Origin of the sequence: Streptomyces sp. NBC_01463 (assembly GCA_036227345.1) — a bacterium.
Lineage (GTDB): Bacteria > Actinomycetota > Actinomycetes > Streptomycetales > Streptomycetaceae > Streptomyces.
The window spans coordinates 117,787-129,992 of sequence record CP109468.1; the positions used below are offsets into that span (position 1 = coordinate 117,787).

Genomic DNA, 12,206 nt, shown 5'->3' on the forward strand with positions numbered 1-12,206 from the left:
CGCCGGCCCCCTCAGCCATCGTGCGGCACATGTGCTACGCGTCGTCGCGGTGCGGCGCGTAGCCCAGCTCTTCGGACATGGAGCGCGTGGAGCACAGCAGTTCCGCCGAAAGCCCTGCGAGCGAGTCCTCCGTGGTGCCGCGTGTCGGCATGACGAGGGTGACGACCAGCGGAAGTGACTCGCCGGCGGTGAACACCGGGGCCGCCACCGATGTGACGCCGGGAATCACCCCTCCCCAGGTGGTGGCCACACCGCTGTCCAGAACATCGGAACGGATCTTGCGGACACGTTCCGTCGTGGCCGAGTCCAGCCGGCCCTCTTCCAGCTGGACGCGGAGCACAGGGTCGGTGAGCTGTGCGGGCAGATGAGCCAGGAAGACCCCGCCCATGGCACTGTTCAGCAACGGCATCGTGGCACCGATGCGCACAGTGATCGGCAGGGCGTGGGCGCCGTACTCCCAGCGAACGACAACAGGTCCGTGGTCGCCCCACACCGCGAGGTTGACGGCATGCGACGTCCGGTCCCGCAGACCGGGAAGATGTTCACTCACCAGCGCCACCTCGTCCATCCTGCGGAGCGACTCGACGCCGAGCCGCCGCATGGACGGACCCATGTCGTAGCGCCCGGAGCTGCGGGACTGGGCGACGAGTCCGACGCGGGCCAGGCTGACCAGGTAGCGGTGTGCCTTGCTCGGCTGCATCCCGCTGGCCGTGGCGATCTGCGTCAGGCTCATCGGGCCGCGGCCCTCTTCGAGGGCCTGCAGCACCGTCATCGCCAGCTCGACGGACTGGATGCCCTGTCGCGCCGGTGATGCCTCGTTGTTCGCGGGTTCGGAGGGAAGCTGAGCTGTCACAGAGGCGATCATAGTGAGTGCCGGGCCGCGGGCTCCGGGCCTCTCCTCGTGCGGGGTCGCTCCTCGGCTCGCCGGCCGAGTTCACGGGGTCCCCAGGAGGTGTGGCCGCGGTGTCGCTACCGGAGGACGTTCAACTGCGCGGGACCGCTGTGGGCCTTCGCACCGTGCTCAGCAGCTCGCCGGCGAGGGCGACGGCCGTGTCAGGGGTGCCGGCGGTCCCGTACACGTAGAAGTCGGGGCGGACCGCGACGGCCGTGCAGCGCAACTCGTCGAACCAGTCCCGGTAGGTGCCGTGGACGTCGCGGACGGACAGCGCCCTCGGATGTGCGCTGATCCGGCCGGCGGGCGCGACGACCCGCACGCCCGCCAGGATCAGGTCGTCGAGCAGGTGATCCTGCTCCAGGGCGCCGAGCAGTTCCTCGTCGACGATCAGGTGGAAGCCGCCGCCCACGATCTGGTCCAGACGGTCGCTGCGCGTGCCGTCGTGCACCACACCCTGGACCGACAGCCGGCCCCGGCCGGCGCCCGAGACCCGGGCGAACAGACCGTCGTCGAGACCCGGCAGCCTCATCCTTTCCGGAGAGCCGGCCTCCGCGCGCCGGGCCAACAGCACGCGGTCGCGCTCCGCGGCGCGTCCGGGGTCCCTGAGGGTCTGCAGATGGCCGAGCTCGATGCCCTTCTCGGTGACCGCGCGCACATGTGGCTCGCGCTCCGGCTGATATGTGTCGAGGATGTCCTCCCCCGCGGCTCCGGACAGGACGAGGTCCAGTTTGAAGGCGAGGTTCTGCGCGTCACGGAATCCCGAGCACATGCCCTGACCGAGGAACGGCGGCATCTGGTGCGCCGCGTCGCCCGCGAGAAGGACCCGGCCGCGCCGCCAGTCGTCCGCGACGAGGGACCGGAACGTGTAGGTGGCGACCCTGATCAGGTCGGCGTCGTCGGGGGTGAGGTAGGACGCGACGCGTCTCCAGACCCGCTCCGGATCGCGTTCGGTTCCGAAGTCGTCGACGGAGTCGAGCATGAAGCTGAACCGGTGGTGCGCCGGGCCCAGCGAGATGACCGACGTCGGACTCAGCGGATCACCCAACTGCAGCGCGCAGGGGACCGCAGTGGGGCGGCGGAAGCGGAAGTCGCACACCATCCACGGTTCGGAGAAGCCGTAATCCTGTGTCCCGACGCCGAGTGCCGACCGCACGAAACTGTTGCCTCCGTCGCATCCGAGGACGTAGCGGGCGGTGATCTGCCGAGGACCGCCGGGCCCGTCCACGGTGAGCGTGACGTTGTCCCGGCCCTGCTCCAGCGCGACGACGGGGCTGGAGTGCCGCACCTCGACCTGGGGTATCGACCGACAGACGCCGTCCAGCGCCTCCTCCAGGTCCGGCTGGTACATCATGTTCCATTCCGCCCAGCCGCTGCGCCCGGTTTCCGCGAAGTGCTGCTCCATCAGCAGATCTCCGCTCCCGTTGCGCCACTCGTAGGTGCGCTGCACCCGCACCTTGGGCAGCAGCTCTGCGGCCACGCCGAGGCGGGCGAGCGTGCGCATGGTCTCGTCGTCGAAGCTCGCCGCTCGCGGCAAGTTGTACAGGCCTTCGTACCGTTCGAGTACCAGGACCCGGTGCCCGGCCTGCCCCAGGAGGCCGGCCGCCACCATGCCCACCGGTCCGTAACCCACTACGACCACGTCCACCACAGCCCCGCTCTGGGTGGGATCTCCGGCCGCGTCACTCGTGATTGTCATCGGGCACCTCCATTTTCTGGACCCCTTCCGATGGGTTGACACCGACGGAACGTACGTTTCACTATCCATGAAGTCAATGCATATAAGTGAAATGAGGCACTGAGCGATGCGCACCATCGGCCTTGAAGAACACTTCGTCACGCCGGAACTCGTCGGTTACGGCGCCGGCTCGGCTTCGATCATCGAGCCGTCGAAGTGGCGCGAAGCGTCCCGGCGGCTCCTCGACATCACCGGAGAGCGGCTCACGGAGATGGACTCGGCAGGCCTGGACGTGCAGGTGCTGTCCCTCAACTCGCCCGGGATCCAGGCGGAAACGGACGCCGTCGTCGCCGTCGCCCGGGCGACAGCGGTGAACGATCTGCTCGCCGACGTCGTGAGGGACCATCCCGACCGGTTCGCGGGTTTCGCCGCTCTGCCCCTGCAGGATCCGCAGGCGGCGGCCAAGGAGCTGGATCGCTCGGTGACCGAACTGGGCATGCGGGGCGCCCTCGTGAACGCGCACACCCAGGGCCGCTACCTCGACGACCCGCAGCTCCGCGTGGTGTGGGAGCGCGCCGAGGCGCTGGACGTGCCCCTGTACCTTCACCCCGCCAACGGCGTCGGCACGCCGCACGTCATCGAGGGGCACCCCGAGCTCATCGGCCCCATGTGGAGCTGGGGGACGGAGACCGCCTCACACTTCCTGCGGTGTGTCTTCGGCGGCGTCTTCGACGACTTCCCACGGGCCAAACTGCTGCTGGGCCACATGGGCGAGGGCCTGCCCTACGTGATGTGGCGGCTGGACTCCCGCTGGGAATACCACAATCACCACGGCGTCGAGCTCGCCCGGGGCAACCCTTCCGAGTATCTCCGGCACAACCTGTACGTCACCACCAGCGGCGTCTGCTCGGCTCCGCCCCTGCTGTGCGCGCTGCTCGCCCTGGGCCCCGAGCGCATCCTCTTCGGCACCGACTACCCCTTCGAGGACATGGCGACCGCCACCGCCTTCCTCGACTCGGCTCCGATCAGCGAGTCCGACCGGGCGAGGATCTCCCACCTCAACGCCGAGCAGCTGCTCCACCTGTAACGAAGACCCGCACTCCGCACGAGGGAATGCCGGCGTCCCGGCACACTCATGCACCCCTTCCTCCCCTCCTCTTGAGCAAGGAGCGGCCGCCATGGCCCTTGAGAACCCCGTACGGCACTGGATCGACGGCGAGCTGATCGGTTCGTCACGGACTTCCGACAGCATCGATCCGGCGACGGGCGAAGTGATCGGCACCTATGCCGAAGCCGACACCGAGGCCGGGAAAGCCGCCATCGACGCGGCGGCCCGCGCCTTCACGTCAGGCACCTGGCACCTGGACCCGATGATCCGGGCCACCGCCCTGAGCCATCTCGCCGACGCGTACGAGGCGCGCATGGACGAGGTCATCAGCACCCTGTGCCAGGAGAACGGCAAACTCCGCCACGAAGCGGGCTTCGAGGCGCACTTCATCCTCCGCGCGCTGCGCTTCGCGGCCGGGCTCGCCCTGCAACCGCACGGCCGGATCACCGACACCCAGCCGGGCCGTCAGGCCATGTCGATCCGTCAGCCCGTCGGAGTCGCCGGCATCGTGGTCCCGTGGAACTCCCCCGCGTACCTCTGCATACGCGCACTCGCCCCGGCCCTCGCGGCAGGGTGCACGGCGGTGGTGAAGATGCCGGGCCAGGCGGCGCGGACGGCGGCGCTCATGAGCGACATCCTCGCCTCCGTTCCCGAACTGCCGAAGGGAGCGGTGAACGTGCTCGTCGAGTCCGGCTCCGACGTCGCACGCCTGCTGGTCGACTCCCCCCGGGTGCCCGTGATCAGCTTCACCGGCAGCACCGAGACCGGGCGCCTCGTGGCGCAGGGCGCGGCGGCCCGCTTCAAGCGGGTGGGGCTCGAACTGGGCGGCAAGACGCCTCACCTGGTGTTCGCCGACGCGGACCTGAACGCCGCCCTCGCCACCGTGGTCGCGTCGTGCACCGTCTTCGCCGGGCAGTTCTGCATGACCGGCAGCCGGGTCCTGGTGCAGCGGGAGATCGCCGACGAGTTCACCTCGGCCCTGGCCGAGCGGCTGGAGAGCGTCCGTCCCGGACCGGCCTCCGACCCGGAGAGCCAGATCGGCCCCCTGATCGACAAGGCGTCGGTGGCCCGGGTCGACGCTGCCGTGGAGGCAGCGATCGCAGCCGGCGCGAAGCCCCTCGTCCGCGGCGGTCCGAGCACCCGCCCCGACCTGGCCGGCGGCGCGTTCTACCACCCCACCCTCCTCGCGGTCCCGGATTCCTCGCTCCCGATCGTCCAGGAGGAGACCTTCGGCCCGGTGCAGACCCTCCAGGTCTTCGACACCGAGGCGGAGGCCGTCGCCCTCGCCAACGACACCGAGTACGGTCTCAGCGCCTGCATCTGGAGCCGTGACGCCGACCGGCCGGTGCGTGTGGCGCGCCGGCTCGACGCAGGTCTCATCTCCGTCAACAGCTGGGCCAATCTGACCGTGGAGTTCGAGGAGGGCGGCTTCAAGTCCAGCGGCGTGGGCCGGCTCGGGGGCCTCGCGTCGATGGAGGACTTCCTCGAGTACAAGCAGATCACCCAGGACTACGCACCGCCCGTCGGGTGACGGGCGAGGGGTGAGCACCGGCGACACCCGACGCAGGTGGAAGGAGGGACGTTCCCGGCGCGCCGGTCCGGGAAACGGCGCGCGGCACGCCCCTTCGTCCGGTCCCCCGTCTGCTCCCTCACGGCCCGTCACAACCCTTGCTGTTATCACATATAGCGCTTAGTCTCGCAGGGCCGGCACCGACCGAGCCAGGCCATCGGCCCCTCGTTCGCAGGCCGGCCCCCGCGAGATGCGCCTCGCCGTTCTCCGCGCGAAGCCTCATCCCTGCGGCTCGCCGGCACCCACCCCTGGCAGGAGGCCAAAGATGGCCAAGCAGCGCGACCTTCTGACCTTCGAGGTCGACGGACACAAGCTCACGGCGGTTACCGCCGGCCCCATCGAATCGAGTGGCAAACCGCTGATCGCCGCCCTGCACGGGGGCACGTACACGGCACAGTATTTCGACGTCGCGGGCGCGCCCGAGGGGTCGTTCATCGACGTCGCCACCGCCCACGGCTACCCGGTCGTGGCCTTCGACCGCCCGGGTTACGGCGGCAGCACGCCTCTCGCCCCGGACGACAACACCTTCGATCGGCACGCGGAACTGCTGGGGGGCGCCCTGGAGCAGGCCACCGCGCGCCTCGCGGCCGACAGCGTTCTCCTCGTCGGGCACTCCATAGGCGGAATGATCGCCCTGATGATCGCCGCCACCGCACCGGGTATCCCTCTGATCGGCGTCTCGGCGACCGGAATGGGCGCCGTCATCCCTCCCGGCGGGGCAGCCGAAGCGCTCGGCTCGCTCCCGCCGGACGAGACGGTGGATCTGCCGTACGAGGAACGCGACCGGGTGATGTTCGGGCCGGCGCACACGTACCGAGCCGCAAGCGTGCAGGAAGCACACGGGTCCTACGCCCCCGTGCCCGTACGGGAGTTGGTCCAGGCTCCCGCGTGGCCGAGGGAACACCTCACCACCCTCGCACCCCGGGTCCGCGTCCCGGTGCACAACGCGCTCGCCGAGTTCGACGCGTTGTGGGACAGCAGCGCGGCGAACGTCGCCCGCTTCGCCGCACTGTTCACCGCGGCCCCCTTCGTGGACGCGAGTGTCGCCCGCGGCACGGGCCACTGCATCGACCACCACACACTCGGCTTCGCCACTCATCTGCGGCAACTGGCGTTCGCCGAGGAGTGCACGGCCTGGGCCGCGGCACAGCGGAGAGGCGAGAACAACAACTGATGCCCTCCGTCGAGAACAACCGGCTGCCGCGGAAGGTCCAGGTCCTCATCGCCGGTGGCGGCCCGGTCGGCCTGGCCGCGGCCATGGAGCTCGGGCGGCGCGGTGTCGACTGCCTGGTCGTCGAACCCCGCCCCACCGTCTCCAGGGCCCGCCCCCGGTGCAAGACGCTCAACGTCCGCACGATGGAACACCTGCGCCGCTGGGGACTGGCCGACCGGCTTCGCACACTGGCTCCGCTTCCCACGTCGTGGTCGCAGGACATCGTGTTCTGCACCTCGCTGACCGGCTGGGAACTGTCACGCTTCTCCGGCGTCCTCGGGCTCACGCCCGAGGGTGACCGCTTCCCGGAAGTCGGACAGCAGGCGCCCCAGTACCTCCTGGAGGAGATCCTGCGCGAGGCGGTCGACGGGCTCGACACGTGCCGGCTCGTCCTCGGGTCGCGGGTCGTCGCCGTGGAGCAGGACGATGCCACGGTGTCCGTGACCGTCGAGGACTCCTTCGGGGGCCGGAGCGGCGTCACCGCGGACTACGTGATCGGCTGCGACGGCCCGCGCAGCGTCGTGCGGGACCAGATCGGCTCCTGCTACGTGGGCGGCGCGGCCCTGCGCCCGAACTTCGGCATGGTCTTCGAGAGCACCGAACTCATGGACCACGTGCGGCACGGACCTGCCGTCCAGTACTGGATCGTCAACCCGTCCGCTCCGGCCCTGGTGGGCCCGCTGGACCGCGCCGGCTCCTGGTGGGCCATCGCCTTCGGTGTCGACCGGGAGACCGGGGAACGGGAGGCTCATCGCATCATTGACGGTGTGGCAGGCCGGCCGGTACGGGCCGACGTGCTCTCCACCGATCCGTGGACCGCCCAGATGCGCATGGTCGACCGGATGCGCGACGGGAGGGTGTTCCTCGCCGGGGACGCCGCGCACCTCAATCCGCCGTTCGGCGGCCACGGTCTCAACACCGGCATCGGGGACGCGGTCGACCTCGGCTGGAAGCTCGCGGCCGTGCTCGAGGGCTGGGGCGGCGCCGAGGCGCTCGACAGCTACGAGATCGAGCGCCGCCCCGTCCAGGAGCGGGTCATCCAGGAGGCGACCGCCAACATGCGGGTGCTCTCGACCGAACTGCTCGCCGACAACCTCGACGAGGGCGACCGGGCCGGAGGGCAGGCCCGTCGGGCTGCGGGTGCACGTATCCAGGAGACCAAACGGGTGGAGTTCCACTCGCTGGACCTGGTTCTCGGGCTGCGTATCGCTGCCTCCCCGATCGTCCCGGCGAACCCGGACGGACGGGACCACGTGGCGCGGACCGGAGCCCGGCTGCCCCACGTGTTCCTCGGAGACGGCCGTTCCCTCTATGACCTGCTCGGCGCCGACCTGACGCTCCTGGTCCTGGAACGCGGCACGTCGGAGAAGGTCATCGAGGAGGCTGCCCGAGCCCGGAACGTCCCGCTCAGGGTGGTGGACCTGTCGGAGGCGACGAGCCGCCACCCCTACGCCGAGGTGTTCGGCTCGCGTCTTCTCCTGATCCGGCCTGACCAGGTGGTCGGATGGCGGGGGGACGAGCCTCCCGAGCAGGTCCTGGCCCTCATCGACACGCTGAGGGGCTGCCCCCGACCGGGCTGAGAAGCCCCCGGATCCCTGGGTGTTCCGGCCCGTCAGGACCGCGTCGCCCCGTCGATCCGCTCACGGCCGGCAGTGCCCCTGCCGGCCGCCGGCGCCCGCGCACCCCCACCAGACCCCGCCCCGGCCGTGCCCTGTCCCAACTGCCATACGGCCGGGGCGGACCCATCCCTGAAGACGAACCCGACCGGGCGGCTTGGGCGCACCGCAGCCCAGCGCCGCACCCGGCGTGGCCAGGAACACCTTCATCCCGACGGAAGCAGGAGACATGAGTGCTCACACATGGACGAGACGCCAGGTCCTGAACAGGGCAGCGGGAACAGGCGTCGCCCTCGGTGGTTCCTCCGCGCTGCTGAACACCGGCGTTGCCCAGGCCCACGGGGGCGGACACGGCACGAAGAACCGCATGAAGATCATCGCTATCGAGGAAGCGGTTCTGCTGCCCGGCCTCGTCACCCAGGGCACGGCGCTGAACGGCGCGATCCCGTTCAAGCCCGAAGTCGTTGCGCAGTGGATGAAGCGGCTGCCGGACATCACGGCGTACCGGCTCGCCGACATGGACGAGAACGGTGTGACCATGCAGGTGCTGTCGCTCGCTCCCCCGGGGGTGCAGATGCAGCCCGACGCGGCCATCGCCGTGGCGGACGCCCAACGTGCCAATGACGCGCTGGCGGGCATCATCGCCACGCACCCCACCCGGTTCGGCGGCCTCGCCGCCCTTCCGCTACAGGATCCCGAGGCAGCCGTACGCGAGGCCAGGCGCGCGATGGGCGACCTCGGGATGGCCGGGTTCCTGGTCAACGGCCACACCTGCGGGCACTACCTGGATGAACCGCAGTTCCGGAAGGTGTGGGCCGCACTGGAGGAACTCGGCGCCGCCCTCTACCTGCATCCCACGCCGGCCCCGGCAGGCGACTGGGGCCTGTTGAAGGACCGGCCCGAGCTCGTCGGCCCCTTGTACAGCTGGGCGGCCGAGACCGCGGGGCACGCTCTGCGCGTCGTCCTCGGCGGAGTCTTCGACGACTTCCCCGGGGCCAGGCTCATCCTGGGCCACATGGGCGAGTTCCTGCCCTTCCACATGTCGCGCCTCGACGTGCAGATCGACAACATCGTCACGCGGGTGGCGCTGAAGAGGAAGCCCTCCGAATACCTGCGGAAGAACATCGCCATCACCACGTCCGGGGTGATGGACGACAACATGCTCCGGGCCGCGGTGGGGGCCGTGGGTATCGACAACGTGCTCTTCGCCATCGACTACCCCTTCGAGAAGAGCGCACAGGCCGTCGGATTCCTGCGTCACGCGAGCCTGCCGAGCGCCCAGATCCAGAAGATCGCCCACCGCAACGCCGAGCGCATCCTGCGGCTGTAACCGCGTGCTGGCACCTCGAACCCGCCATTCCCCGGGAGAGGGTGGGCGGGCCCGGGTTCTCATGTGGGGCGCGGGTGGCCCGCCTGCCGCAGCGGCCGCCCGCGCCCCGTTCGACGACGGCCCTGACCGGCGGACGGAACTCCGTTCGCACGCCTCGCTATAGTTGATATCAACTGACGGACAGCTGAAGCGAGGGACCGAGCGTGGCGACACCCAGAGGGGCCGTACAGCCCATCACGTCACGGTCGGTGGTGGAGCAGGCCACCGAAGAGCTGCGCCGGGCCATCCTGGCCGGCACGCTTGCACCCGGTGGGGAGTACTCACTGCGCGAGTTGGCGGGAATGCTCGACATCAGCTTCATCCCCATCCGCGAGGCCCTGCGGAGTCTGGAGAGCGAGGGCCTGGTCATCATGCGGCCGGGCCGCAGCGCTGTCGTGGCCCCCCTCGACCTCGACGACCTGCACGGCATCTACCGTCTGCGACGCACCCTGGAACCGGAGATCGCGCGGCGTTCGTGCCGCCTCCTGACAGACGATGAGCTGGACGGCCTCGACGCGCAGGCCCTCGACTTCGGAGCCAGGGACCACGGCATGGCCGACATCTACGACGGCCACCACGCCTTTCACCTCGCCCTCCTCGCCCCTGCCGCGACCGCCTGGGACATCCGGCTCCTGACGACCCTCTGGCGAGCGGGCGAGCGCTACATCCGGATCGGTTTCGGCCAGCTCGACCCGGATCCCGCAGAACACGAGCGACGCGGGAAGGCGCACACCGGCCTCGTCGCCACGTTCCGCACCCGCGACCCCGACGCGGTCGCAGCCGCCGTCGAGGAACACCTCGCCCGCAACGAGAAGATCGCCGTGTCGGCGCTTTCCTGAGAAGCGGCGCCGAGTCCCTCATGACTTGCTGCCACGAAATCATGGGGGCCGGAGCGGCTGTCACCTAATCAGGCTGCGGCGTACTGAGGGTTTCATCGCGATGGTGCCGGGGCCGACCACCGCCGCGCGCAGACAGCCGTGCGGTGCTCGGCGGACGACATCGCGCGTCGTACAGGGCGTTCCGGTCGCCTCGCCCCACCCGTGACCCGTGGCCCGCTCTTCTTCGGCGCGGCAGCGGGTCGCCCTCCGTCCCGCCCGCCTGCGCCAGGCACCCCGCGACCCCAAGCCAACGAAGGAGGGGCACCAGAGGCTTGCTGTTATCACATATAGCAGCTAGGTTCCGGTGAAGGACATGGTGCTGTCGGCTCTCTTCACGGCATCGACCCGTCCTTCCGGCCTGCGTTCGCCTCGGCCGGAATCGCCGATGCCGCACCGGCCGGCCGCCCCACCGGACGCGATCCGAGTCCGGAACGCTCTGCCCCGTATGGCTTGCTCCCGCGAAACCTCAGGTGCCGTACTGCCCACCGACACCGTGGCCACGTACCGGCCCGAAGGCATGAACAGCCCACCTTCCGCGCTCGCCTGGCAGAAAGGCACAACGATGTGCATCAATGACGGAAACCGACGTGCGTTCCTCAAGACGGCCGCGGCGGCCGGAATCGGTGTCGCCGGAGTACAGGCTCTGGCGGCGCCCACCACCGCACAGGCCCGGGAACGTGCCATCGGGTTCGACGGAAACGTGGCACTGACCAATGCCCGGGTCTTCGACGGCAACGGACTGACCGCACCGCGCACCGTGGTCATCGACAACGGCCGGATCGGTGTCAGCACCTTCGGCGCCCGCAAGGTCGACTGCGGCGGCGCCGTCCTGCTGCCCGGACTGATCGACGCCCACCTCCACCTCAAGGACCTGAGCACACTGCAGCAGTTGACCGCCTACGGTGTGACGACAGGTCTGGACATGGCCTCGTTCCCGCCGTCGGCCGTCGACGCTCTGCGCCACCGGCCAGGCCTCACCGACATTCGCAGCGCGGGCACACCGGCCGTCGCGCCCGGAAGCCCGCAGAGCCAGTTGCCGACCTTCCCCGCGGACGGGGTCGTGACCGGACCGGAGCAGGCCCCCCGTTTCGTACGCGCCCGGGTCGCCGAGAAATCCGACTACATCAAGATCATCGTCGAGGAGCCGGGGCTGGCCCCGGAGACCGTCAAGGCCCTGGTGAAGGCGGCTCACTCCGCCGGGAAGCTCGTCATGGCCCACGCGACCTCCGGCGTCACGGTGGAACGTGCGTTGGCCGCGGGCGTCGACATGATCCACCATGTGCCCCTGGACAGTCCGTTGCCCCCCGCGGTCGCCGCGCGGTATGCCGCCGGCGGCCCTGTCGCGGTCCCCACCCTCACGATGATGGAAGGCTTCGCCGCTCTCGGCATACCCGGATTCGACTACGCGGCTGCGGAGGGCAGCGTCACCGCTCTGCGCCACGCCGGTGCGCGGATCCTGGCGGGTACCGACTCCAACAGCACCCCGGGCATTCCGGTCCAGCCGGCCTACGGCGTCAGCATGCACCATGAACTCGAGTTGCTGGTCCGCGCCGGGCTCACCACTCGGGAGGTTCTGAACTCGGCGACCAGCCTGCCGGCCCAGGCCTTCGGGCTACGGGACCGCGGCGCGATCCGCGTCGGATACCGCGCCGACCTCCTGCTCATCGACGGTGACCCGCTGGCCGACATACGGGCGACGCGCAACATCAAGCGCGTCTGGGTGGGCGGCATCGAGTACTCCCCCGGCACCTGACCGGCCGTCCGGCCTCCGTCCGGCCACCGGCACGGCGGGCGGACGGGAAGCGGCAGCCGGGGCGGGAACTCGTCACCTGTCGAGCCGGCCGTCCTCACATCACGAGCCCCAGCCCCCGGACAGCGGTGA

General features: G+C 70.2%; 9 protein-coding genes. 7 read left to right on the forward strand and 2 right to left on the reverse strand.

Annotation, left to right across the window (positions count from 1 at the left end; all coding sequences use genetic code 11):
* Positions 1 to 34: 34 nt before the first annotated feature.
* Together OG521_00520 and OG521_00525 are read right to left on the reverse strand one after the other, a co-directional pair.
* Positions 35 to 853 carry an IclR family transcriptional regulator gene (locus OG521_00520; GenBank protein ID WUW19346.1) on the reverse strand — a complete coding sequence of 273 codons (819 nt, stop codon included), beginning with the start codon at positions 851 to 853 and terminating at the stop codon, positions 35 to 37.
* 130 nt (positions 854 to 983) lie between these two features.
* Positions 984 to 2,591 (reverse strand): bifunctional 3-(3-hydroxy-phenyl)propionate/3-hydroxycinnamic acid hydroxylase, encoded by a 1,608-nt coding sequence (locus OG521_00525; GenBank protein WUW19347.1) that lies wholly within the window; start codon positions 2,589 to 2,591, stop codon positions 984 to 986.
* A gap of 106 nt (positions 2,592 to 2,697) precedes the next feature.
* Here OG521_00525 and OG521_00530 point away from each other — a divergent pair, with 106 nt between their 5' ends.
* From OG521_00530 to OG521_00560, 7 genes are all read left to right on the forward strand, one after another.
* Complete coding sequence (locus OG521_00530; protein WUW19348.1) at positions 2,698 to 3,657, forward strand: amidohydrolase family protein; 960 nt, start codon at positions 2,698 to 2,700, stop codon at positions 3,655 to 3,657.
* A 91-nt stretch (positions 3,658 to 3,748) separates the two neighbouring features.
* Positions 3,749 to 5,209, forward strand: a complete 1,461-nt coding sequence (locus tag OG521_00535; protein ID WUW19349.1) for an aldehyde dehydrogenase family protein — start codon at positions 3,749 to 3,751, stop codon at positions 5,207 to 5,209.
* A gap of 304 nt (positions 5,210 to 5,513) precedes the next feature.
* Positions 5,514 to 6,422, forward strand: coding sequence for an alpha/beta fold hydrolase (locus OG521_00540; protein WUW19350.1), 909 nt, complete (start codon positions 5,514 to 5,516; stop codon positions 6,420 to 6,422).
* The gene (locus tag OG521_00545; GenBank protein WUW19351.1) at positions 6,422 to 8,041 is read left to right on the forward strand and encodes an FAD-dependent monooxygenase; all 1,620 of its coding nucleotides are present in this window, start codon (positions 6,422 to 6,424) and stop codon (positions 8,039 to 8,041) included. Before OG521_00540 ends, OG521_00545 begins: the two co-directional genes overlap by 1 nt.
* Positions 8,042 to 8,306: 265 nt before the next feature.
* A complete protein-coding gene (locus OG521_00550; GenBank protein WUW19352.1) occupies positions 8,307 to 9,407 on the forward strand; it encodes an amidohydrolase family protein in 1,101 nt (366 codons plus the stop codon).
* Between the two features lie 203 nt (positions 9,408 to 9,610).
* Positions 9,611 to 10,285, forward strand: a complete 675-nt coding sequence (locus OG521_00555) for a GntR family transcriptional regulator (GenBank protein ID WUW19353.1) — start codon at positions 9,611 to 9,613, stop codon at positions 10,283 to 10,285.
* Between the two features lie 601 nt (positions 10,286 to 10,886).
* Complete coding sequence (locus OG521_00560) at positions 10,887 to 12,077, forward strand: amidohydrolase family protein (GenBank protein ID WUW19354.1); 1,191 nt, start codon at positions 10,887 to 10,889, stop codon at positions 12,075 to 12,077.
* Positions 12,078 to 12,206 lie beyond the last annotated feature (129 nt).